Genomic DNA, 22,019 nt, shown 5'->3' on the forward strand with positions numbered 1-22,019 from the left:
GGTTACGGCTACGGCTTACGGCTGGAAGAGGTGATGAACGTGGCTCCGGTGGGCGGCACGGCGGTTCACGACCACGTCGCCCTCGCCGAGATCGAGCTGTGCGGTGAATTGATCATCGCGGCTTCGGCCGCGGATGAGGACCGGCTCAGTGCGGACCGTATCGACGAGGTGCTGAGGGTCGCCGACGAACGGTGGCCCCGGGGCGAGGGGTTCCGGGAGTCCTGAACCCGTGAGGGGCGCGGCCGGTCGTCCGGCGCGCCCCGGCTCCGGGTCACGTATCTCACAGGGCAGGGCGCGCGGTGCACGTCCCGGGCGTCTCAGGTGCGCAGCATCCGGGCGATCGCCTTCGTCGCCTCCTCGACCTTCGCGTCGATCTCCTCACCGCCCTTGACCGCCGCGTCGGCGACGCAGTGGCGCAGGTGCTCCTCGAGGAGCTGGAGCGCGAAGGACTGGAGAGCCTTCGTGGAAGCGGAGACCTGCGTGAGTATGTCGATGCAGTAGACGTCCTCGTCGACCATGCGCTGCAGGCCCCGGATCTGGCCCTCGATGCGGCGCAGGCGCTTGAGGTGCTCGGCCTTCTGGTGGTGGTACCCGTGGATGCCACGATCGTGGTCCGTCACGGTCTCACCGTCGTGGTCGGTCACGATCTCGGTCGCTTCCGTGGTCATCGCGTCCTCCCGTTGTATACCCCTAGTGGGTATATGGTACCGAATTTCGAGGGGGTCCGACGGGTTCGCGGGACCCCGTGCTCATCACAGTGCCCGATGGGCGACACTGGGGTATTGCCGGTTAGCCGTGGCCGGATGATGCGCCTAGCATCAGCCTGACCGAATCCAAAGCACCCCGAGGACCCCACGTGCGCTTTCGTCTGACCCCCAGGGAGACGAGCTTCTACGACATGTTTGCCGCATCCGCGGACAACATCGTCACGGGCTCGAAACTCCTGATGGAACTGCTCGGGGCGGATTCCTCCGCCCGGGCCGAGATCGCGGAGCGGATGCGGGCAGCGGAACACGCCGGTGACGACGCCACCCACGCGATTTTCCACCAGCTGAACTCCTCGTTCATCACGCCCTTCGACCGCGAGGACATCTACAAGCTCGCGTCGTCCCTCGACGACATCATGGACTTCATGGAGGAGGCCGTCGACCTCGTCGTCCTCTACCAGGTCGAAGAGCTTCCCAAGGGTGTGGAGCAGCAGATCGAGGTTCTGGCGCGCGCGGCCGTGCTGACCGCCGAGGCCATGCCGAACCTGCGGACCATGGACAACCTCACCGAGTACTGGATCGAGGTCAACCGGCTCGAGAACCAGGCCGACCAGATCCACCGCAAGCTGCTCGCGCAACTCTTCAATGGCAAGTACGACGCCATGGAGGTCCTGAAGCTCAAGCAGATCGTGGATGTGCTCGAAGAGGCGGCGGATGCCTTCGAGCACGTGGCGAACACGGTGGAGACCATCGCCGTCAAGGAGTCCTGAGGCCTTCTCATGGACACCTTCGCACTGATCGTGACGATTGGCGTCGCGCTCGGATTCACGTATACGAACGGCTTTCACGACTCGGCGAACGCCATCGCCACGTCGGTCTCGACGCGTGCGCTGACGCCTCGGGCGGCGCTCGCGATGGCCGCGGTGATGAACCTCGCCGGTGCCTTCATGGGAAGCGGCGTCGCCAAGACGGTGAGTGAGGGGATCATCGCCACTCCCGAGGGCGGCAAGGGGATGGGCATCCTCTTCGCCGCGCTCGTCGGCGCGATCATCTGGAACCTGGTCACCTGGTACTTCGGCCTGCCGTCCTCGTCGTCGCACGCGCTGTTCGGCGGCATGGTCGGCGCGGCGCTCGCCGGCGGGACGGCCGTCTACTGGTCCGGCGTGCTCGACAAGATCGTCATCCCGATGCTCACCTCGCCGGTGATCGGTCTGATCGTCGGCTATCTCGTCATGTGCGCGATCCTGTGGCTGTTCCGGCGGTCCAACCCGCACAAGGCCAAGCGCGGCTTCCGTATCGCGCAGACCGTGTCGGCGGCCGGCATGGCGCTCGGCCACGGTCTCCAGGACGCGCAGAAGACGATGGGCATCGTGGTGATGGCCCTCGTCATCTCCGGGCACGAGACCTACAGCGACCCGATCCCGGTCTGGGTCAAGCTCGTCTGCGCGCTGATGCTGTCCCTCGGTACGTACGCGGGTGGCTGGCGCATCATGCGGACCCTCGGGCGCAAGATCATCGAGCTGGACCCGCCGCAGGGTTTCGCGGCGGAGACCACCGGTGCGTCGATCATGTTCGGTTCGGCGTTCCTGTTCCACGCGCCGATCTCGACGACGCACGTCATCACCTCGGCGATCATGGGCGTCGGCGCCACCAAGCGCGTGAAGGCGGTCCGCTGGGGCGTCGCCAAGAACATCGTCCTGGGCTGGTTCATCACGATGCCGGCCGCGGCGCTGGTCGCGGCGGGGAGCTTCTGGATCGTGAATCTGGCCTTCGGCTAGTACGCAGTCTTCGTACGAAAAGAGGGCCCGCCCCCCGGGAGCCAGGGGGCGGGCCCTTTGCCTTGCGGTGGCACCGCCATGCAGCACCGCAAGGAGCTGGTGGTGTCTAGCCGAAGCGGCCCGAGATGTAGTCCTCGGTGGCCTGGACCGACGGGTTGGAGAAGATCCGCTCGGTCTCGTCGATCTCGACGAGCTTGCCGGGCTGGCCGACCGCGGACAGGTTGAAGAACGCCGTGCGGTCCGAGACGCGGGCCGCCTGCTGCATGTTGTGCGTCACGATGACGATCGTGAAGCGCTCCTTGAGCTCGCCGATCAGGTCCTCGATGGCGAGGGTCGAGATCGGGTCGAGGGCCGAGCAGGGCTCGTCCATGAGGAGCACCTGGGGCTCGACCGCGATGGCGCGGGCGATGCACAGACGCTGCTGCTGGCCGCCGGAGAGGCCGGAGCCGGGCTTGTTCAGGCGGTCCTTGACCTCGTTCCAGAGGTTGGCGCCCTTGAGGGACTTCTCGACGACGTCGCCGAGCTCGCTCTTCTTGTACGAGCCGTTCAGGCGCAGGCCCGCCGCCACGTTGTCGAAGATCGACATGGTGGGGAACGGGTTCGGGCGCTGGAACACCATGCCGACCGTGCGGCGCACGGCGACCGGGTCGACGTGGGTGCCGTAGAGGTCTTCGTCGTCCAGGAGCACCTTGCCCTCGACGCGGCCACCGGGGGTGACCTCGTGCATGCGGTTCAGGGTGCGCAGGAAGGTGGACTTGCCGCAGCCGGACGGGCCGATGAAGGCCGTCACGGAGCGGGGCTCCACGGTCATCGAGATGTCCTCGATCGCCTTGTGGGAGCCGTAGTACGCGGTGAGGCCGCTGACGTCGATTCGCTTGGCCATAACTAATTCACTTCCAGATGCCGCGTCAGCGGCCGGTCTTGGGGGCCTTCCAGCGGGCGATGCCGCGGGCCACCAGGTTGAGGATCATGATGAAGGCGATGAGGACGAGAGCCGCCGCCCATGCACGGTCGTACGCCGCCGGGCTGCCGCCGCTGTTCTGGTACTGCTGGTAGATGTACAGCGGCAGCGAGGACTGGGGTCCCTGGAACGGGTCCGTGTTGATGAGGGGGTTGCCCCAGACCAGCAGCAGTACGGGCGCGGTCTCACCGGCGATACGGGCGATGGCCAGCATCACACCGGTCGTGATGCCGCCGATCGACGTCGGCAGGACGACCTTGAGGATCGTGCGCCACTTCGGTACGCCGAGCGCGAGGGAGGCCTCGCGCAGCTCGTTCGGGACGAGCTTGAGCATTTCCTCGGTGGAGCGGACGACGACCGGGATCATCAGGATGGACAGCGCCATCGATCCGGCGAAGCCGGAGTAGCTGAAGCCGAGGATCAGGATCCAGAAGCTGAGGATGAACAGGCCCGCGACGATCGACGGGATGCCCGTCATGACGTCGACGAAGAAGGTGACCGCCTTGGCGAGCTTGCCCCGGCCGTACTCGACCAGGTAGATCGCGGTGAGCAGGCCGATCGGCACGGAGATCACGGTGGCGAGGCCGACCTGCTCCAGGGTGCCCATGATGGCGTGGTAGATGCCGCCGCCGGGCTCGGCGTCGGTGACGACGCCCATCGAGTGCGTCAGGAAGAAGACGTCCAGGACCTTCACGCCGCGCGAGACGGTCTCCCAGATCAGGGAGACCAGCGGGATCACGGCGAGGATGAACGCGACCCACACGACGCTGGTCGCGACGCGGTCCTTGGCCTGGCGCTTGCCCTCGACGGCGGTGGCGATGCCGTACGTGCCGAGCACGAACAGGACCGCGGCGATCAGACCCCACTGGATCTGGCTGTCGAGTCCGGCGCCCAGGCCGATCGCGCAGCCGAGCGCGATGGCGCCGACGGCGATGGCGTACGGGGACCAGCGCGGCAGGCGAGCGGCGCTGAGGGAGTTGGTGCCGGGGGCCGGCGGGGTGATGGTTGCGTTGCTCATGCGTTGGCCCCCGAGTACTCCTTGCGGCGGGCGATGATCGCGCGGGCCGCGCCGTTCACGACCAGCGTGATGATGAACAGGACCAGACCGGAGGCGATGAGCGCGTCACGGCCCTGCTCGGTGGCCTCGCTGAACTTCGCGGCGATGTTCTGTGCGAAGGTGCCGCCGCCCGGGTCGAGCAGGCTGGCGTTGATCTCGAAGCTGGGGGAGAGGACCGTCGCGACGGCCATGGTCTCGCCGAGCGCGCGGCCGAGGCCGAGCATCGAGGCGGAGATGACGCCGGAGCGGCCGAAGGGGATCACCGACATGCGGATGACTTCCCAGCGGGTGGCGCCGAGCGCGAGTGCGGCCTCCTGGTGCATCAGGGGCGCCTGCCGGAAGACTTCACGGCTGACGTTCGTGATGATCGGGAGGATCATGATCGCGAGCAGGATGCCGACGGCGAGGAGGGTGCGCGGGGCGCCGCCCTGCCACTCGAGGATGCCGGTCCAGCCGAAGTAGTCGTTGAGCCAGCTGTAGAAGCCGGTGAGGTGCGGCACCAGGAAGAGGGCGCCCCACAGGCCGTACACGATGGACGGTACGGCGGCGAGCAGGTCGACGACGTACGCGATCACGCCGCCGATCTTCTTCGGCGCGTAGTGCGTGATGAACAGCGCGATGCCGACGGCGATCGGGACGGCGATCGCCATGGCGATGACCGAGGAGACGATCGTGCCGAAGGCGAGGACCGCGATGCCGAAGACCGGCGGGGTGGCGTTGGCGTTCCACTCGAAGGTCGTGAGGAAGTTGCCGTCGTTCTTGGACAGCACCATCGAGGCGCGGTAGGTGAGGAAGGCCGCGATGGCGGCCATGATCACCAGAAGCAGGATGCCGGAGCCGCGCGAGAGACCGAGGAAGATCCGGTCACCGGGGCGGGTGGCGCCGCGGGCCGCGCGCTTTTGCAGCGTGGGCGGGTCGGCGGAGGCGGGTGGAGCAGTCGTCTTTGTGGATATATCCATGGGGTTCTCCGGTCTGCGGAGCCGCGGTCGGGCGGCTCCAGGCGGCGATGCACCGGACGGTGCGGCCCGCCCCCGGTCGGGGACGGGCCGCACACTGGGTCAGCTCAGGCTCGCGACGGTCTCGCGGACCTTGGCGTTGATCTCGGCGGGGATGGGCGCGTAGCCGAGGGCCGCCAGGGAGTCCTGGCCGTCCTGGCTCGCGATGTAGGTGAGGAAGGACTTGGTGGCCTTGAAGGTGTCGGCCTTGTTGCCCTTGTCGCAGACGATCTCGTAGGTGACGAGGGTGATCGGGTAGGCGCCGTCGGCCTTCGTCGCGTAGTTCAGTTCGAGGGCGAGGTCCTTGCCGGTGCCCACGGTCTTGGCCTCGGAGATCGCCTTGGTGGCGTTCTCGACGGTGGCCTTGACCGGCGCCGAGGCGCCCGTGTCGAGGTCGACCGTCTTGATGCCGTCCTTGGCGTAGGAGAGCTCGAAGTAGGAGATCGCGCCGGCGGTCTGCTTGACCTGCTGGGCGAGGCCGGAGGAGCCCTGCGCCGACTGGCCGCCCTTGGCCTGCCAGGCCTTGCCGCCCGAGTACTTCCAGTCCGCCGGGGAGGCGGCCTTGAGGTACTTGGTGAAGTTGTCCGTGGTGCCGGACTCGTCCGAGCGGTGGAACGCCTGGATCTTGGTCTTGGGCAGCTTCGCCTTGGGGTTCAGCTTGGCGATGGCCGCGTCGTCCCAGGTGCTGATCTTGCCGTCGAAGATCTGGGCGAGGGTCTTGGCGTCCAGGACCAGGTTGTCGACACCCGGGACGTTGTAACCGACCGCGATCGGGCCGCCGACCATCGGGAGGTCGATGCCCTGGCCGCCGCTGCAGATCTTCTTGGAGGCGGTGACCTCTTCGGGCTTCAGCGCGGAGTCCGAGCCGGCGAAGGCGACCTGGCCCTGGGTGAACGCCGTGACACCGGCGCCCGAACCCTCGGGCTTGTAGTTGATCTGAACGTCCTTGCACTCGGCGGTGTACGCCTTGACCCAGGCCTGGATGGCGTTGGCCTGCGCGGAGGAACCGTTCGCGAGGAGCTGGCCCTTGACGTCGTCGCACTTGATGCTGCCGGCCTTGGCCGTCGGGCCGCTGCTCGAACCGCCGTTGGCACTCGTGTCGTCCGAGCCGCACGCCGTGAGGGCCAGGGCGCCGGAGACGGCGATGGCGCCGAGGGAGAGGGCGCGGAGCCGGTTCTTGCGCTGAAGCTTCACTTTCGGATGTTCCTTCCAGGAGCCGCCGGTCGGAAATCCGGGACGGCGTGCGAAGTCTGTTCGTTCCAGGTAGGCGGTGCGGTGTTCGCCCTTGTGGGTGACTCGCACCGTGTAAGGCCGAAATTAGGCAGGACAGGTGAAGCGACCGATGGGCATGAGTGAACGGCGGGTGAACCTCGGCGGTCGGTGCGGTGAGGTAATGTGTGACGTTTTGTGACGACGCGGATACTTACTGCGACTATGCCAGGTGGAGGGCGTTGAGCAGCGCGTCGACGAGCGTCTTGTCACGGGGCTGGGTCAGACGGTGACGGGCGGCGGCCGGGGCGAGCCAGGCGACGCGGTCGACCTCGCGGTTCGGCGTGAACCCGCCGTCCGTCGCCTCGGCGGCCCAGTAGTCGACCCGCTTGGGCCGGCCCCTCGCGATGTAGCGGGTGGTGGGGAGGCGGGCGCCGGGAGTGCACTGGAAGCCGGTCTCCTCCGCCACCTCGCGCAGCGCGGCCGCGAGGGCCTCCTCGCCGCGCTTCAGCTTGCCCTTGGGGTGCGACCAGTCGTCGTACTTGGGCCGGTGCACGAGGCAGATTTCGAGTGGCGCCTCCCCTGCTCGATCGAAGTCGAGAGCTTGGGGAACGTGGTCGTCGGAGGAGCGGCGCCACAGCACGCAGCCGGCCGCGCGGATCGTGTCGTCGCCGCTGTTCATGTGGTGTGGACCGTCTCCTTCAGCCAGGCCCGCTGGAACGCGAAACGGGCCGCTTCCACCTCGTGGCGCTGGTCGGCGTGCAGGACGCCGAGCGCGTAGGCCGTCGCCGGGGCGATGCGCGGGGTGCGGGCCGCGTGCGCCGCGGCGGCCGCGGCCTCGGCGGCGTCCCGGTGCCGGTCGAGCGCGGCGGCCGCCTCGGTCTCCGCGTCGGTCGGCCCGCCGCCGGGTCCGCACGGCACGACCTCCTGGGCATAGCGGTGCAGCCGCAGCAGGAGGCGTACGTGGTGCCAGGGCGCGTCCTGGGACGGGGGCGCCGTGTCGGCGGTGAGGCCCTGGACGAGGGCCTCCGCGTTGTAGGGGTGGCCCGCCCGGTGGAGGGGGAGCGCGGTGACGGCCTCGGCGAGGCGGGACTCCGCGGTGGCGGCCAGCGCGTCGAGGTCGGCCGGGGCGGCGCGCAGCGGGACCTCGCTGGCGAGTACGGCGACGTTGTCCGCGACCGCGTGGAAGCGGGACGAGCCGAGTGCTTGCAGCGCCGTCGAGTGGGCTCGGGTCCGGGCGAGGGTGAGCTGGCGCTCCAGGAGGGCGCCCGCCTTCGCCGCGCCCACGGTCAGATTCCCCGAGGCCGTGTTCTCGTTGCGCGGCAGCTGGGCCGTGCCCACCCGCCCGGCGAGAGCCGCGGGGGCCTGGGCCGGGACCACGTGCGCGCCGGAGAGCCGGTGCAGCGCGGAGAGCAGGCGCTCCAGGCGGCCCGCGTACGCGTGTTCCTGCGCCAACGTGCCCGACAGCCACGCCAGTTCGGGGCGCAGCGCGTCGGACCACTCGGGGTCGAGGAGGGGACGGAACGTGTGGAGCGTGCCGCTGATGCGGCGGGCCGAGCGGCGCAGGGCGCGCGCCGCGTCGGCCGCCTCCTCGGCGGTTCCCCCGGGTGCGGCGCCGCCGCTCTCGCGGTGCTGCCGCAGGGAGCGCAGGAACTCCGTGGCCTGCTCACGCAGATGGGCCGCGACGACCTCGCCCGCCGAACCCTCCGCTCCCGCTGTCTCAAGGTGTTGCTGTGCCACGCCGGCGCCTCCGGGCGTCTATGAGCATCTCCTGTACGTTCCGCAGGGGCCGGCCCTCCGCGTCCTTGGCGTGCCGGACCCAGTTCCCGTCCGGTCCCAGATGCCAGGAGGCGGTGGTGTCGGACATCCCCGTCTCCAGGAGCCGGTTCAGGGCGCCGCGGTGAGCCGGGTCGGAGACCCGGACCAGGGCCTCGATGCGGCGGTCGAGGTTGCGGTGCATCATGTCCGCGCTGCCGAACCAGACCTCGGGCTCGCCGCCGTTGCCGAAGGCGAAGACCCGGGAGTGCTCCAGGAAGCGGCCGAGCACGGACCGTACGCGGATGTTCTCCGACAGGCCCGCGACGCCCGGCCGCACGGCGCAGATGCCGCGGACCCAGACGTCGACGGGTACGCCGGCCTGCGCCGCCCGGTACATCGCGTCGATGACGGCCTCGTCGACCATCGAGTTGACCTTGAAGCGGACGTAGGCGGGGCGGCCGGCGCGGTGGTGCTGGACCTCGTTGTTGATCCTCGAAATGAGGCCGTCGCGAAGGGACTTGGGGGCGACGAGGAGACGGCGGTACGTCTCGCGGCGCGAGTAGCCCGACAGCCGGTTGAAGAGGTCGGAGAGGTCGGCGCCCACCTGCGAGTCGGCGGTGAGCAGGCCCAGGTCCTCGTAGAGGCGGGCCGTCTTCGGGTGGTAGTTGCCCGTGCCGACGTGGCAGTAGCGGCGCAGCGTGTCGCCCTCCTGGCGCACGACGAGCGACAGCTTGCAGTGCGTCTTCAGGCCGACGAGGCCGTATACGACATGGCAGCCGGCCTCCTCCAGCTTGCGCGCCCACTTGATGTTGGCCTGCTCGTCGAAGCGGGCCTTGATCTCGACGAGGACGAGGACCTGCTTGCCGGACTCCGCGGCGTCTATCAGCGCGTCGACGATCGGCGAGTCGCCCGAGGTCCGGTACAGCGTCTGCTTGATCGCGAGGACGTCCGGGTCCGAGGCGGCCTGCTCCAGGAACGCCTGCACGGACGTGGAGAACGAGTCGTACGGGTGGTGGAGCAGCACGTCCCGCTCGCGCAGGGCGGCGAAGATGTCGGGCGCGGACGCGGACTCGACCTCGGCCAGGTCGCGGTGGGTGCCCGCGATGAACTTGGGGTACTTCAGCTCGGGCCGGTCGAGGCTCGAGATGCCGAAGAGGCCCGTGAGGTCCAGGGGGCCCGGCAGCGGATACACCTCGGACTCGCTGATCTTCAGCTCGCGCACGAGGAGATCGAGGACGTAGCGGTCGATGGTCTCCTCGACCTCGAGCCGCACCGGCGGGCCGAAGCGGCGCCGCATGAGCTCCTTCTCCAGCGCCTTGAGGAGGTTCTCGGCGTCGTCCTCCTCGACCTCCAGGTCCTCGTTCCGGGTCAGCCGGAACATGTGGTGCTCCAGGACCTCCATGCCGGGGAACAGTTCACCCAGGTGCTTGGGCGCCGAGATGACGTCCTCGATGGGGACGTAGCGCTGCGGCGAGGCCTCCAGGAAGCGGGAGAGCAGCGGCGGCACCTTGACGCGCGCGAAGTGGCGGTGCCCGGAGACCGGATTGCGCACGACGACGGCGAGGTTCAGGGACAGGCCGGAGATGTAGGGGAACGGGTGCGCGGGGTCCACGGCCAGCGGTGTGAGCACCGGGAAGATCTGCTGCTTGAACAGCGTGAAGAGCCGGGACTGCTCCTTGTCGGTGAGCTCCTCCCAGCGCACCAGGTGGATGCCCTCGTCGGCGAGCGCGGGGGCGACGTCCTCCTGGAAACAGGCGGCGTGCCGGGCCATGAGCTCGCGCGAGCGGTTCCAGATCAGCTCGAGAACCTCACGGGGCTGGAGCCCTGAGGCCGAACGGGTGGCGACGCCCGTCGCGATACGGCGCTTGAGTCCGGCCACGCGGACCATGAAGAACTCGTCCAGGTTCGACGCGAAGATCGCCAGGAAGTTCGCCCGCTCCAGGAGCGGGGTGTCCGGGTCCTCGGCCAGTTCGAGTACGCGCTCGTTGAAGGCGAGCCAGCTGCGCTCCCGGTCCAGGAAGCGGCCCTGGGGCAGCTCGGCGCTGTAGTCCTCGAACTCGTCGGGGTCGGCATCGATGTCGGCCGTGAGCTCGGGGAGATCGGGTTTGAAGTCACCGCCTGCGACGGTGTGCGGGCGGTGCGCGGCTATCGAGCCGACGGACGGCTGCGCCTGCCGGTCGGAGGCCTGGTCCTGGGCGTTCTGCTGGCTCATGGACCCATTCTTCCGCGCCTGGACCACGATGGGCGCGTCGGAGAGCGCGGGCGTGAGGCGGAGTCTCCCGTTCGGGGAGCGCTCCGCCGGTGCCCCGGTGGGGTCGGGCGCGGCGGGCTGCATTCTGTGAGGGTGGCAAGCCCGTCTGAATGGTTGGTTACGGCGACATGACGTGCGGGGCATGGTGGGGCGTCCCGGGGACGTCCTCAGACGCCCCGGCATGCCCCGCGGTCGCCTACGGCCGCAGATTCCTGCGCAGGAGGGCGAAGACCGCCGTCACCGTGAGTGCCGTCAGGCCGAGAAGGATGCCCGTTTCGACGAGCTGGAGCGGCCAGAAGTGGGAGGACGGCTGGAACTCGCGGTAGAAGCCGGTGACATCGTGCTGGGCGAGGCAGTTCGTGCTGTCGCGGCACAGGGGGTCGGCGATGTGGGCGCCGCTCCCGGTGACCGCGCCCTCGTCGAGGAAGAGGCCGGTGAAGCCCCGGTAGCCCTCGCGGACATTCCCGGTGACGGTGACGGCGGGCCACAGGCGGCCCCGGATCTCGCCGAGCGCGGTGATCACGATGCCGGTGAGGGCGAGCGAGACGCACATCGACGTGATCACGCGCCGGGAGATGAACGCGACCAGGGCACCGAGTGCCAGGCCGAGCAGCGGGAGCGCGACGGCGGTCGGGCCGAGGACGCCGTAGATGCCCTCGGTGAACCACTGGTTCGAGGGGAGGCTGCTCGCCTCCGACGCCACCAGGCGGCGCAGCGCCACGAGGATGCCGGTGCCGACGACGAGGAACGCTGCCGGGACGGTGAGCTTCGTCGTCAGCCAGCGGGCCGGGGAGACGGACTGCGTCCACGCGAGAGTGGCCGTGCCGCGCTCCAGCTCGCGGCCGAAGAGCACCCCGCCCGCGAAGGCGGCCGCGATCGCGGGCACGAGCGTGATCAGGCTCGTGGTGAGCATGAGCAGATACTCGTACCTGCCCGCTCCAGGACCCGTGACGGTGCAGGTGTTCGTGACGCCCGCGACGCACCTGCCGGCGATGTGCAGCCCGGAAAAGCCCGGCCCCCACAGCCACAGCAGCATCGCGGCGGTGATCGCGACGTAGGCGACCCACAGCCACAGGGCGAGCCGGTGCACCTTCAGCACGGTCCAGGTCAGCCCGGTCGAAGGGGAGAAGGTGGCGGTGCTCATGCTGCGGTCTCCTTCTTCGGCCGGTGGGTGTTCTTCGGCTGGTACCGGCGCAGGACGAGGAACGCGCCGACGACGGCGAGCGCGGTCAGGGCGAGCAGGATGCCCGTCTCCGCGAGCTGGCGGGGCCAGTAGTCGGGCGAGTGGAGGTAGGTGCGGGTGAAGCCGGTGATGTCGTGGCGGTCGAGGCACTTCTGGCTCAGGTAGCAGCCGGGGTCCGGGACCTTCGCGCCCGAGGACGTGATCGCCTTGCTGTACACGGGGAGTTCGGGCTGCAGGCGCGAGAACGGTGAGTGCTGGAACGGCCAGTTGTTGCCGCGCAGCGCGCCGGCCAGGAACTGCACGACACCCGCGACCGCGAAGGCGGGCAGCATCCGGCGCAGGACCAGGGCGGCGAGCACGCCGACCGCGAGGCCGAACAGGGCGGTCGCGACGGTGGCGGGGCCGATGGAGAAGGAGAACGAGCGGGGGCCGATGCCCGCGACCAGCAGGTGGTTGTGCGCGTTCCACACGAGCCGGTACAGGATGACGATCAGGCCCGTGCCGACGCCGACGAACACCGCGGGCACGGCCAGCTTCACGGCCAGCCAGCGGGCGGGCGACATGGACTGCGTCCACGCCAACTGGGCCGTTCCCTGCTCCAGTTCGCGTGCGATGAGCGGTCCGGCGGCGAACACGGCGATCGCGCACGAGGCGATGCCTATCAGCGAGGACGGCTCGTAGAAGAGCGAGTCGAACGAGCCGCCGATGAGGATGATCCGGGCCGGCCCCTGGAACGCGTTGTCCTGTGCCCCGGCGTAGCCGAACATGTCGAACGCCTTCTGTGCCGCGCTCGCGCCCGGTCCCCACAGCCACAGCAGCAGGCCCGCGGTGATGACGACGTACGCCGTCCATACCCACAGCGCGGTGCGGTGCAGGCGCAGCACGGTCCACACGAGGCCGTCGGGGCCGGGCATCCGGCGCCGGGCTGGCCCCTCGGCGGGACGCTCGAGGACCGGGGTCGTGGAGCTCATGCCGTCACCGCCACGGCGGACGCGGCCGTGCCCGGAGTGATCAGCGCCGGGGCAGCGGGGTTGCGCAGATGGGCGAGGATCAGTTCCTCCATGGACGGTTCCTGCGCCTCCCAGGCGCTGTCGAGCGGTCCGTCGCGGCGGATCAGGGCGGTCAGTCCGCGGCCGGCGGCGCGGGACTCGACCACGGTGTGCGGAGCGAGGTCGGCGGCCGAGCCGCGCCCGGTGACCAGGCTGTGCGCGGCCGTCAGGTCGTCGATGCCGCCGCCGAGCCGGATGCGCCCGGCACCCAGGAGCAGCAAGTGGTCGCAGGCGTCGGCCAGTTCGGCGACGATGTGCGACGACATCAGGATGGTGGTGCCGTGTTCGGCGGCGTCCGCCATCAGCGTGCCCATCAGCTCATGGCGGGCCAGCGGGTCGAGGTCCGCCATCGGCTCGTCGAGGAGCATCAGCTGGGGGCGCTTGCCGAGCGCGAGGGCGAGCGCGACGCGGGTGCGCTGGCCGCCGGAGAGTGAGCGGACCCGGGCCGCGGGGTCGAGGTCGCCCTGCTCGATGATCCTGTCGGCGTACGCGGCGTCCCAGTGGTCCGGGTTCAGTTCGGCGCCCATGCGCAGGGTGTCCGCGATGGAGAGCTGCGGGTACAGCGGCTTGTCCTGCGAGAGGTACGCGACGCGGTCGCGGTGCACGCCGGGGGCGGCGCCGAGGACGGTGAGGTGCCCCGAGCTGGGACGCAGGAGCCCGGCGGCGATGGCGAGGAGGGTGGACTTTCCCGCCCCGTTGGGCCCGACCAGGGCGCTGATCCGCCCGGCGGGCAGCCGGAAGGAGCACGTGTCGAGGGCGGCCCGGTCATGGCGGCCGTAGCGCTTGCCGAGCCCTGTCGCCTCGATGGCGACGGCCGGGGTGGTGCTGGTGGAACTCACTGGTCCCCCTTCGGGAAGTTTTCGTCCAGTACGGCGCCGAACAGGGCGGCCGCGTCCTCGCGGTCGAGGCCCGCGGCGCGGGCGCGGCGGGCCCAGTCCGCGAGTTCGGCCCGCAGCGGGGAGTCGGCCGGGGCCGCCGCGCCGAGCGTCCTGCGGACGAACGTGCCGAGACCGCGGCGGGCCTCGACCAGGCCCTCGCGCTCCAGCTCGCGGTACGCCTTGAGCACGGTGTTCGGGTTGATCGCGGTGGCTTCGACGACCTCGCGGGCCGTGGGCAGCTTGTCGCCGGGCGCCAGCAGGCCGAGGCGCAGGGCCTGCTGGGTCTGCTGGACGATCTGCAGATAGGTGGCGACGCCGCTGCGCCGGTCGATCCGGTACTCGACCACGTTCTTCAACACCACCCTTTCACTAATCAAGTAGTGAAAGGGTGGTGCAAGAGAGGGGCAGTGTCAAGTGACGACTGCCCCTCGGGTGCTGCCGGCCCGTGTCCTGTTCCTCTGCGACCGGCTACGACTCCGTGCGGTACATCAGGTCCGTCTCGTGCGTGACGAAGCCGAGGCGCTCGTAGACCGTGACCGCCGGCTTGTTGTCGGCGTCCACGTAGAGCATCGCCGTCGGCATGCCCGACGCCGCCAGATGCCGCAGGCCCACCGCCGTGAGCGCCTTGCCGAGGCCGCCGCCCTGGTTGCCGGGCGCGACCCCGACGACGTACACCTCGCCGAGCTGCTCCTCCGCGTGGACCTTGGTCCAGTGGAAGCCGATGACCTCGCCGTCGCCCTCCCGTACGGCGAGGAAGAAGCCGGCCGGGTCGAACCACGGCTCGGCCTTGCGGTCGTCCAGGTCGCGCTGGGTCAGCGAGCCCTGCTCGGGGTGGTGGGCGAACGCCGCCGCGTTCACCGCGAGCCAGGCCGCGTCGTCCTCGCCGGGCACGAAGGTCCGGATGACGACGCCCTCGGGCAGCACCGGCTCGGCGAGCGGGGGCCCCTCGGCCAACGGGCGCCGCATCTGGCGCAGTTCACGGAACAGGGTCAGGCCGAGGACCTGCGAGAGGTGCCGGGCCGCCGAGTGGCCGCCGTGCGCCCAGACCCGCAGCCGCTTGCCGGACGCGCCGAGCAGCGCCGAGCCGAGCGCCCGCCCGTGCCCGTGCCCGCGGTGCGCGGGGTGCACGACGAGTTCGGCGGCCGGCGCCTCGACCGGGTCGGTGTCCTCCAGCTGGCCGTACCCGATCAGCTCGCGGTCGACCTTCAGCAGGAAGTGGCGCACGCCCTCCCTGGGGCCGCCGCGCAGTTGCAGCCTGCCCTGCTCCGACACCGCCTGCTGCCCGTCGGCACGGGCGGCGTCGACGAGGATCTCCAGGACGGCTTCCGCCTGGTCGGGAGTGAGGGCGGTGAGCGTCTCGATCTGGCGGTCGGGGGAGGTGGGCACGGCATCGCTGGTCATGCACAAGAGGGTACGGCGACGGGCCCGCGCCGGGCTCGCGGCGGGTGATGGCAACCAGCCCGTAACCGGCAAACACCTGTTGTGCTACGCGCGTTGACCCTAGGCTGCCGACTTGGTCACGGCACACCGCCACCACCGCCGCCTCACAGCACCCACACAGGGGGACGTACCCATGACTCCGCTGACACCGCACAGGCCCGGGCGCCGCGCCGCATCGCGGCTACTCGCCGCGGCGGCCGGGCTCGCCACCGTCGGCGCGCTCGTCGCGGCGCTGCCCGCGAACGCCACGCAGGACCGGCACCACGGGGACAAGCACCGCCGCACGGTCGACGTGCAGCTGCTCTCCTTCAACGACTTCCACGGCAACCTGGAGCCGCCGGCCGGCTCCTCGGGCCAGGTCACGGAGAACCTGCCGGACGGCACGACGAGGAAGGTCGACGCGGGCGGCGTCGAGTACCTCGCGACGTCCCTGCGGACGGCCAGGAAGAGCCACCCGTACAGCGTCACCGCCGCGGCCGGCGACCTGATAGGGGCCAGCCCGCTGCTGTCGGGGCTCTTCCACGACGAGCCCACCGTCGAGGCGATGAACAAGCTCGACCTGGACGTCACGAGCGTGGGCAACCACGAGTTCGACGAGGGCGCCACGGAGCTGGCGCGCATGCAGAACGGCGGCTGCCACCCCAAGGACGGCTGTTTCGAGGACGGCAGGAAGTTCCAGGGCGCCGACTACCCCTACCTCGCCGCCAATGTGACGAACGAGAAGACCGGCAAGCCGATCCTCGCCCCCTACTGGGTGTGGAAGCACAACGGCGTGAAGATCGGGTTCATCGGCGTGACCCTTGAGGGCACCCCCGACATCGTCTCCGCGGACGGCGTCAAGGGCCTGAAGTTCCACGACGAGATCGAGACCGTCAACAAGTACGCCAAGATCCTCGACGAGCAGGGCGTGAAGTCGATCGTCACGCTCATCCACGAGGGCGGCGTGCCGGCCTCCGGCTCGTACAACTACGACTGCGACTCCCCGAGCGGCGGCGCGGGCATCTCCGGCCCGATCGTCGACATCGCCAAGGGCATCTCGCCGAAGGTCGACGCGCTGGTCACCGGCCACACGCACAACGCGTACGTCTGCACGATCCCCGACCCGTCCGGCAAGCCCCGCATGGTCACTTCGGCGTCCTCGTACGGGAAGCTCTACACGGACACGACGCTGACGTACGACCGCCGCACCAAGGACATCGTGCGTACGTCGGTGAAGTCGGCCAACCACGTGGTGAGCCGCACGCAGCCGAAGGCCGCGGACATGACCGCGCTCATCGGCCGCTGGAACAAGATGGCCGCGCCCGTCGCGGGCCAGCCCGTCGGGTTCATCTCGGCGGACATCCCGGGCCGCGGCGCCGCCTCGCCGGAGGCGCCGCTCGGCGATCTGATCGCGGACGCGCAGCTCGCGCACGCCAAGACCCTCGACCCGAAGACCTCGCTGGCCCTGATGAACCCCGGCGGCGTGCGCTCCGACCTCGTGTACAAGGCGAGCGGCAGCGAGGGCGACGGCGTCGTCACCTACGGCGAGGGCTTCACCGTGCAGCCCTTCAGCAACACCGTGAACCTGGCCGACCTGACCGGCGCGCAGGTCATCGCCGCGCTCCAGCAGCAGGTCAGCGGTTCCAACGAGTCCTCGCCGAAGATCCTCCAGCCGTCGGCGGGCCTGACGTACACGCTCGACATGACGAAGACGGGCGCGGCCCGGGTCGTCGTCGACTCCATCAAGCTGAACGGCGCCGCGATCGACCCGGCGGCGACCTACCGCGTCGCGATGAACTCGTTCCTCGCGGGCGGCGGAGACGGCTTCGCCGCGCTCGGCCAGGGCAAGAACCCGCTGGTCGGCAGCGACGACCTGAAGGCGCTCAACGACTATCTGACGGCCAACTCGTCGGCCACGTCGCCGATCGCGCCCCCGAAGGCGGACCGGATCACGATCGTGAAGTGATGGCTGTTACGTGAGGGTTGTGACGATCCTGAAGTGACGTATCGCACGGCCCGGCGGGCAGTCGAAACCGGTAGTTACTGGGAGTAAAGCTTAGCGGTGGGGTCGGTTCGTATGGTGAAATCTCACGATGCGTTCCCCCCACCGCATAGCCATGTCCACCGACCCGTCAGATGCGTGGACGGAGGAATCCGTTCCATCCGGCACTGTTTCATCGGGCGCCGTTCCACCCGGCGCCGCTCCGCCGAATCCCTACGACGAGCTGGGCGCCCTCGCGGACAACCCGCTCGACGAGTTCCTCCACGAGGAGGACCCCGAGGCGGGCCCGGACGACCAGCCCTGGTCCAGGCCCAACCACCGCCGCGGCAGCCGCCGCCGCAACCGGTTCGCCGGGCTCCCGCTCGCCACGAAGGCCGTCGTCGGGATCCTCGTCCTCGCCGCCTTCGTCACCCTCGCGGACCGCTGGGCCCTCCTCTACGCCGAGCACCGCGCCGCCGACCGGCTCAAGGACCAGCTGCACCTGAGCGCCGCGCCCGAGGTCGACATCGAGGGCTTCCCGTTCCTCACGCAGCTCGCCGACCGGCGCCTGGACGAGGTGAAGGTGACCGTCCCCGACGTCGCCGCGAGCCGTGTCTCCCTCGCCAAGGTCTCCGCGACCATCCGCGACGTACGCATCGACGGCAACGGCCTCACCGATGTGCGCGGTGCCCGCATCGGCGGCATGACCGGCGAGGTCCTGCTCGCCTTCGACGACCTGAACCGCGAACTCGGCGCCTCCCAGGTCACGTTCAGCGGACAGGGCCGCGACCGGGTCCTCGCGCGCGGCACGCTGCCCGTCGCCGGACACGACCTGAAGGTGCGCGCCGACGCCACGATCCGGCGCATCGGTGACACCGGCATCGCCACCGACATCGGCGGCATGCGGTTCGACATCGGCGACCTCGCCACCTACCGGCCCGGCACCCGCCCGTCCGAGGGCCTGCACCTGAGCCGCCGTTCGGTGACGCGCCTCGCGACCGAGACCGCCAGGGCGAAGGCCCTGCTGTCCGTGCCGTCGCTCGTGCACCGGCTCGGCGTGCCCGACTCGGCGGTACGCGCGGCGCTGCGCAGCGACCGGCGCCTGAGCGAGCTCACCGGCTCACCGCGCTTCGTGCACCAGCTGATGTCCCTGAACCTGGTCGACCTCGCGCTCGCGCACCCGGCGCTCCTGAAGAAGTTCGGCCTCGACCCGGCGCTGCTCCAGGGCCTCACCCGGCTCACCCGCCCCGAACTCGCCGACCGCCTCTCCCTGGCCTTCCGCCTGCCGAAACTGCCGGGCGACGGGATGGGCGACGTCCGGCTGAGCGACGTGAAGGTCGAGAAGGACGGGATCCGGGTCGGGCTTACGGGGGAGGGGCTGGGCTTCGAGCGCTAGGGCCCCCCTAGGGCGTGTCCAGCGCGCCTTCGGGGACCTCCGGCGGAGGCGTCGGGGCGCCCGGCAGCTGCACCGTCGCGACCGTGCCGCCACCCTCCGCGGCCCCGAGCTCGACGGTGCCGCCGCAGCTCTCCACCGTGCGCGCCACGATCGACAGGCCCAGACCCGAACCCGGCAGCGCCCGCGCGCTCTGCGAGCGCCAGAACCGGTCGAAGACGTACGGGAGTTCATCGGCCGGGATGCCGGGACCGTGATCGCGCACGGTCAGCCGGCCGCGCATGAGGTGGACCTCGATCGTGCCCTCGGGCGGGCTGAACTTGACCGCGTTGTCGAGGAGGTTCACGATCGCGCGCTCCAGCGACGCGGGCTCGGCCCGTACGTACCAGGGCGCCAGCTCGGAGGTGATCGTCAGCTCGGGCCCGCGCAGCGCGGCGCGCTCCAGCGCGGTGCGGACCGTGTCGTGCAGGGCGACGACCTTGAGGGGCGCGTCGCCGGCCGTCAGGCCCGTACGGGACAGCTCCTGCAAGTCCCCGATGAGCGCGGCCAGTTCGGTCATCTGCGCCTTGAGCGAGGCCATCAGCGCCTTGCGGTCGTCCGGCGGGATCGCGCGGCCCGTCTCGTCGCTGCGGGTGAGCAGCTCGATGTTGGTGCGCATCGAGGTGAGGGGCGTGCGCAGCTCGTGCCCGGCGTCGGCGATGAGCTGCTGCTGGAGGTCGCGCGACGAGGCGAGCGAGGCGGTCATGGAGTTGAAGGACGCGGACAGCCGCGCGATCTCGTCGTCTCCCTCTACGGGGATGCGCACGGTGAGGTCTTCGGTCCGGGCCACGTGCTCGACGGTGTCGGTCAGTTCGTCGATCGGGCGCAGCCCTGTGCGGGCCACCCACAGTCCGGCGGCGCCCGCGCCGACGACGCCGATCCCGCCGATGATCAGGAGGACCAGCGCGAGGTTGTTGAGGGTCTTGTCGGTGTCCGTCAGGGGCACGGCGACCGTGAGAGCCAGGTCCTGCACCACGGCGCGCGCGGGGCCGTCGGTGACCGCGGCGCGGGTCATGACGCGCAGGGGCTTGCCGTCGCTGTCGACGCCGTTGCGGAAGTAGACGCGGTCGGCGTCGCCGTGCTTCGCGATGTCCTGGTCGCTGGAGGCGGCCTCGACGGTGCCGAGCGAGGTCGGGGCCACGCACACCGTGCCGTGGCTGTCGACGACCTGCACGTAGTACACCTGCGGGCGGCCGAAGCCGTTGTTCTCGGCGGTCGTCGTCGTGCAGTTGGCCACCAGCTGGGCGTACTGGGCGGCGGGCGCGCCCGGGATGGCGTCGCGCAGGTCGTCGTCGAGCTTGCTGTACAGCTGGTCGTGCACGATGAACCAGCACGTCACCGACACCGCGGCCACGGCGAACGCCACGGCGACGGCGGACAGCACCGAGAGCCGTGACCTGAGGGGCAGCTTCCGGAAGTAGCGGACGACCCGGTTCATTCGCTCCCGCCCGAGCGCAGCACGTACCCCACACCCCGCACCGTATGAACGAGCCGCGGCTCGCCGCCCGCCTCCGTCTTCCGGCGCAGGTACATCACGTACACGTCAAGGGAGTTGGAGCTCGGCTCGAAGTCGAAGCCCCAGACCGCCTTGAGGATCTGTTCGCGGGTGAGGACCTGGCGCGGGTGGGCGAGGAACATCTCCAGGAGCGTGAACTCCGTGCGGGTCAGTTCGACGGGGCGCGCGCCGCGCGTGACCTCGCGGGTCGCGAGATCCATGCGCAGGTCGGCGAAGGACAGGACGTCGCCCGCGTCGTCCGCCGGGCCCGCCGCCGAGGCGTAGGCGCTGCGTCGCAGCAGCGCCCGTACCCGCGCGAACAGCTCGTCCAGTTCGAACGGCTTGACCAGGTAGTCGTCGGCGCCCGCGTCGAGCCCGGTCACGCGGTCGCCGACGGTGTCGCGGGCGGTGAGCATCAGGATCGGCGTCCTGGACCCGCCGGCCCGCAGCCGCCGGGCGGCCGTGAGGCCGTCCATGCGCGGCATCTGGATGTCGAGGACGACCAGGTCGGGCTGGTAGGCGGCCGCCTTGCCGAGCGCGTCCGCGCCGTCGACGGCGACCTCCGTGCCGTAGCCCTCGAAGGCGAGGCTGCGCTGGAGCGCCTCGCGGACGGCGGGTTCGTCGTCGACGATGAGAATGCGCTGGGGTTCGCGGTCGCCTTCGGCGGGGCTCATGGGCGGGCTTCCTCGGGGGTGCGGACGGTGGTGGGGGCCGGTATCAGCCTCGCACGGTGGCGCTGCGGGTGGGCGCGGCGCGGCGGCGCGCGGCCGGGGTCAGCTGCCGGAGGTGCCCCCGCTGCGCAGCGAGTCGAGGTCGGCCTTGACGGTGTTGACGGGGATGGCGAAGCCGAGACCGACGCTGCCCGCGCCGGACGATCCGGACCCGCTGTCCGAACTGGCCGAGTACATCGCGGAGTTGATGCCGATGATGTTGCCGTTCATGTCGATGAGGGCGCCGCCGGAGTTGCCGGGGTTGAGGGAGGCGTCGGTCTGGAGGGCCTTGTACGTCGTCTTGGACGAGCCCGTGTCGCCGTTGAACTGCTGCCCGCCGAACTCGAACGGCCACCGGCCGTCGCTGCCGCCGCCCTGTTGCTGCTGCTGTTCCTCGTCCGTGGAGACGGTGACGTCGCGGTCGAGCGCGGAGACGATGCCGCTGGTGACGGTGCCGGTCAGGCCCTCGGGGGAGCCGATGGCGACGACCTCGTCGCCGACCTTCACGTTGTCGGAGTCGCCGAGGGACGCGGTCTTGAGGCCGGACGCGTTCTTCAGCTTGATGAGGGCGAGGTCCTTCTTGGCGTCGGTGCCGACGACGTCGGCGGTGTAGGTCTTGCCGTCGCTCGTCCGCACCTTGACCGTCGAGGCGCCCGAGACGACGTGGTTGTTGGTGACGATCTCGCCGTCGCTCGTGATGACGACGCCGGAGCCGGTCGAACTGCCCGCGTTCGAGGTCGCGCTGATCTCCACGATGGCGGGGCTGACGGCCTCGGCGACACCGGCGACGGTGCCCCTCTTGCTGGTGGGTACGACGCTCGCGCCGGCGCTGGTGGACGTGGAGTCCTTGCCGGTCAGCTCCTGGAAGGCGTACGCGGTGCCGCCGCCCACGGCCGCGGCGGCGATGGCGACCGCGGCGAGAAGCCCGAGCGGGCCCTTGACCCGCCGCCGGCGTGCGGGCGGCGCGGGGGAGCCCTCCGGTACCGGAGCGGGCCACATCGCCGAACCCGGGGCGGCGTTCACCGGCTGCGGCGGGTCGTAGGCGGGCGGGGGCGGAAACGCGCCGCCCGCCTCGGGGGTCCCCGGATACGAGGACTGCGAGTGCTGCTGCTGGCCCTGGGGGTACTCGCCGCTTCGGCGGAAGCTCTCGGTCATG

At 70.4% G+C, this 22,019-nt stretch carries 21 protein-coding genes; 5 read left to right on the forward strand and 16 right to left on the reverse strand.

Annotation, left to right across the window (positions count from 1 at the left end; all coding sequences use genetic code 11):
- The first annotated feature begins 33 nt into the window (after window positions 1-33).
- Complete coding sequence (locus tag OG698_RS25280; RefSeq protein ID WP_399974728.1) at window positions 34-225, forward strand: hypothetical protein; 192 nt, start codon at window positions 34-36, stop codon at window positions 223-225.
- Between the two features lie 92 nt (window positions 226-317).
- Here OG698_RS25280 and OG698_RS25285 read toward each other — a convergent pair whose 3' ends face one another.
- Entirely contained in the window at window positions 318-668 is a 351-nt protein-coding gene (locus OG698_RS25285; protein WP_384245867.1) for a metal-sensitive transcriptional regulator, read from the reverse strand.
- 188 nt (window positions 669-856) lie between these two features.
- On the opposite strand from OG698_RS25285, the gene OG698_RS25290 reads away from it, so the two are divergent.
- Together OG698_RS25290 and OG698_RS25295 are read left to right on the forward strand one after the other, a co-directional pair.
- Window positions 857-1,477, forward strand: a complete 621-nt coding sequence (locus OG698_RS25290; RefSeq protein ID WP_100595596.1) for a DUF47 domain-containing protein — start codon at window positions 857-859, stop codon at window positions 1,475-1,477.
- A gap of 9 nt (window positions 1,478-1,486) precedes the next feature.
- A complete protein-coding gene (locus OG698_RS25295) occupies window positions 1,487-2,485 on the forward strand; it encodes an inorganic phosphate transporter (RefSeq protein WP_100595597.1) in 999 nt (332 codons plus the stop codon).
- Between the two features lie 106 nt (window positions 2,486-2,591).
- Here OG698_RS25295 and pstB read toward each other — a convergent pair whose 3' ends face one another.
- The 12 genes from pstB to mshD all read right to left on the reverse strand — a co-directional run bounded on the left by pstB (window position 2,592) and on the right by mshD (window position 15,227).
- The gene (pstB, locus tag OG698_RS25300) at window positions 2,592-3,368 is read right to left on the reverse strand and encodes a phosphate ABC transporter ATP-binding protein PstB (protein ID WP_100595598.1); all 777 of its coding nucleotides are present in this window, start codon (window positions 3,366-3,368) and stop codon (window positions 2,592-2,594) included.
- A gap of 25 nt (window positions 3,369-3,393) precedes the next feature.
- Window positions 3,394-4,464, reverse strand: a complete 1,071-nt coding sequence (gene pstA / locus OG698_RS25305) for a phosphate ABC transporter permease PstA (protein ID WP_399974735.1) — start codon at window positions 4,462-4,464, stop codon at window positions 3,394-3,396.
- The gene (pstC, locus tag OG698_RS25310; protein ID WP_399974738.1) at window positions 4,461-5,462 is read right to left on the reverse strand and encodes a phosphate ABC transporter permease subunit PstC; all 1,002 of its coding nucleotides are present in this window, start codon (window positions 5,460-5,462) and stop codon (window positions 4,461-4,463) included. Before pstC ends, pstA begins: the two co-directional genes overlap by 4 nt.
- A gap of 99 nt (window positions 5,463-5,561) precedes the next feature.
- The gene (gene pstS / locus OG698_RS25315) at window positions 5,562-6,692 is read right to left on the reverse strand and encodes a phosphate ABC transporter substrate-binding protein PstS (protein WP_406105601.1); all 1,131 of its coding nucleotides are present in this window, start codon (window positions 6,690-6,692) and stop codon (window positions 5,562-5,564) included.
- A 238-nt stretch (window positions 6,693-6,930) separates the two neighbouring features.
- Entirely contained in the window at window positions 6,931-7,389 is a 459-nt protein-coding gene (locus OG698_RS25320; RefSeq protein WP_406105602.1) for an NUDIX hydrolase, read from the reverse strand.
- A complete protein-coding gene (locus tag OG698_RS25325) occupies window positions 7,386-8,447 on the reverse strand; it encodes a CHAD domain-containing protein (protein WP_406105603.1) in 1,062 nt (353 codons plus the stop codon). Before OG698_RS25325 ends, OG698_RS25320 begins: the two co-directional genes overlap by 4 nt.
- Window positions 8,428-10,800 carry an RNA degradosome polyphosphate kinase gene (locus OG698_RS25330; RefSeq protein WP_383096561.1) on the reverse strand — a complete coding sequence of 791 codons (2,373 nt, stop codon included), beginning with the start codon at window positions 10,798-10,800 and terminating at the stop codon, window positions 8,428-8,430. Before OG698_RS25330 ends, OG698_RS25325 begins: the two co-directional genes overlap by 20 nt.
- Before the next feature lie 112 nt (window positions 10,801-10,912).
- Window positions 10,913-11,860, reverse strand: coding sequence for an ABC transporter permease (locus OG698_RS25335; RefSeq protein ID WP_406105605.1), 948 nt, complete (start codon window positions 11,858-11,860; stop codon window positions 10,913-10,915).
- Window positions 11,857-12,870: a hypothetical protein gene (locus OG698_RS25340; protein ID WP_406105606.1), complete on the reverse strand. Its 1,014-nt coding sequence runs from the start codon at window positions 12,868-12,870 to the stop codon at window positions 11,857-11,859. The genes OG698_RS25335 and OG698_RS25340 overlap by 4 nt, the downstream gene beginning before the upstream one ends.
- Window positions 12,867-13,787, reverse strand: a complete 921-nt coding sequence (locus OG698_RS25345; RefSeq protein ID WP_399974753.1) for an ABC transporter ATP-binding protein — start codon at window positions 13,785-13,787, stop codon at window positions 12,867-12,869. Before OG698_RS25345 ends, OG698_RS25340 begins: the two co-directional genes overlap by 4 nt.
- Window positions 13,784-14,173 carry a GntR family transcriptional regulator gene (locus OG698_RS25350; RefSeq protein WP_384245948.1) on the reverse strand — a complete coding sequence of 130 codons (390 nt, stop codon included), beginning with the start codon at window positions 14,171-14,173 and terminating at the stop codon, window positions 13,784-13,786. The genes OG698_RS25345 and OG698_RS25350 overlap by 4 nt, the downstream gene beginning before the upstream one ends.
- A gap of 121 nt (window positions 14,174-14,294) precedes the next feature.
- Entirely contained in the window at window positions 14,295-15,227 is a 933-nt protein-coding gene (mshD, locus tag OG698_RS25355; RefSeq protein WP_406105608.1) for a mycothiol synthase, read from the reverse strand.
- A 172-nt stretch (window positions 15,228-15,399) separates the two neighbouring features.
- On the opposite strand from mshD, the gene OG698_RS25360 reads away from it, so the two are divergent.
- Entirely contained in the window at window positions 15,400-17,211 is a 1,812-nt protein-coding gene (locus OG698_RS25360; RefSeq protein ID WP_406105609.1) for a bifunctional metallophosphatase/5'-nucleotidase, read from the forward strand.
- Between the two features lie 127 nt (window positions 17,212-17,338).
- Window positions 17,339-18,622 carry a DUF2993 domain-containing protein gene (locus OG698_RS25365; protein ID WP_406105611.1) on the forward strand — a complete coding sequence of 428 codons (1,284 nt, stop codon included), beginning with the start codon at window positions 17,339-17,341 and terminating at the stop codon, window positions 18,620-18,622.
- Window positions 18,623-18,629: 7 nt separating this feature from the next.
- Here OG698_RS25365 and OG698_RS25370 read toward each other — a convergent pair whose 3' ends face one another.
- From OG698_RS25370 to OG698_RS25380, 3 genes are all read right to left on the reverse strand, one after another.
- Entirely contained in the window at window positions 18,630-20,096 is a 1,467-nt protein-coding gene (locus tag OG698_RS25370) for an ATP-binding protein (RefSeq protein ID WP_406105612.1), read from the reverse strand.
- Window positions 20,093-20,827, reverse strand: a complete 735-nt coding sequence (locus OG698_RS25375; RefSeq protein ID WP_399974765.1) for a response regulator transcription factor — start codon at window positions 20,825-20,827, stop codon at window positions 20,093-20,095. The genes OG698_RS25370 and OG698_RS25375 overlap by 4 nt, the downstream gene beginning before the upstream one ends.
- Before the next feature lie 99 nt (window positions 20,828-20,926).
- A complete protein-coding gene (locus tag OG698_RS25380; RefSeq protein ID WP_406105614.1) occupies window positions 20,927-22,018 on the reverse strand; it encodes a S1C family serine protease in 1,092 nt (363 codons plus the stop codon).
- Window position 22,019 lies beyond the last annotated feature (1 nt).

The organism is Streptomyces sp. NBC_01003 (genome assembly GCF_045162695.1).
Lineage (GTDB): Bacteria > Actinomycetota > Actinomycetes > Streptomycetales > Streptomycetaceae > Streptomyces.

What these genes read in the sequence shown, in the direction of transcription:
- pstC (WP_399974738.1), bottom strand. Translation starts at nt 5,462, where the DNA reads ATGGATATATCCACAAAGACGACTGCTCCACCCGCCTCCGCCGACCCG.
- OG698_RS25340 (WP_406105606.1), bottom strand. Translation starts at nt 12,870, where the DNA reads ATGAGCTCCACGACCCCGGTCCTCGAGCGTCCCGCCGAGGGGCCAGCC.
- OG698_RS25320 (WP_406105602.1), bottom strand. Translation starts at nt 7,389, where the DNA reads ATGAACAGCGGCGACGACACGATCCGCGCGGCCGGCTGCGTGCTGTGG.
- OG698_RS25280 (WP_399974728.1), top strand. Translation starts at nt 34, where the DNA reads ATGAACGTGGCTCCGGTGGGCGGCACGGCGGTTCACGACCACGTCGCC.
- mshD (WP_406105608.1), bottom strand. Translation starts at nt 15,227, where the DNA reads ATGACCAGCGATGCCGTGCCCACCTCCCCCGACCGCCAGATCGAGACG.
- pstB (WP_100595598.1), bottom strand. Translation starts at nt 3,368, where the DNA reads ATGGCCAAGCGAATCGACGTCAGCGGCCTCACCGCGTACTACGGCTCC.
- OG698_RS25330 (WP_383096561.1), bottom strand. Translation starts at nt 10,800, where the DNA reads ATGCAGCCCGCCGCGCCCGACCCCACCGGGGCACCGGCGGAGCGCTCC.
- OG698_RS25335 (WP_406105605.1), bottom strand. Translation starts at nt 11,860, where the DNA reads ATGAGCACCGCCACCTTCTCCCCTTCGACCGGGCTGACCTGGACCGTG.
- OG698_RS25380 (WP_406105614.1), bottom strand. Translation starts at nt 22,018, where the DNA reads ATGACCGAGAGCTTCCGCCGAAGCGGCGAGTACCCCCAGGGCCAGCAG.
- OG698_RS25365 (WP_406105611.1), top strand. Translation starts at nt 17,339, where the DNA reads ATGCGTTCCCCCCACCGCATAGCCATGTCCACCGACCCGTCAGATGCG.
- OG698_RS25285 (WP_384245867.1), bottom strand. Translation starts at nt 668, where the DNA reads ATGACCACGGAAGCGACCGAGATCGTGACCGACCACGACGGTGAGACC.
- OG698_RS25360 (WP_406105609.1), top strand. Translation starts at nt 15,400, where the DNA reads ATGACTCCGCTGACACCGCACAGGCCCGGGCGCCGCGCCGCATCGCGG.
- OG698_RS25370 (WP_406105612.1), bottom strand. Translation starts at nt 20,096, where the DNA reads ATGAACCGGGTCGTCCGCTACTTCCGGAAGCTGCCCCTCAGGTCACGG.
- OG698_RS25295 (WP_100595597.1), top strand. Translation starts at nt 1,487, where the DNA reads ATGGACACCTTCGCACTGATCGTGACGATTGGCGTCGCGCTCGGATTC.
- pstA (WP_399974735.1), bottom strand. Translation starts at nt 4,464, where the DNA reads ATGAGCAACGCAACCATCACCCCGCCGGCCCCCGGCACCAACTCCCTC.
- OG698_RS25375 (WP_399974765.1), bottom strand. Translation starts at nt 20,827, where the DNA reads ATGAGCCCCGCCGAAGGCGACCGCGAACCCCAGCGCATTCTCATCGTC.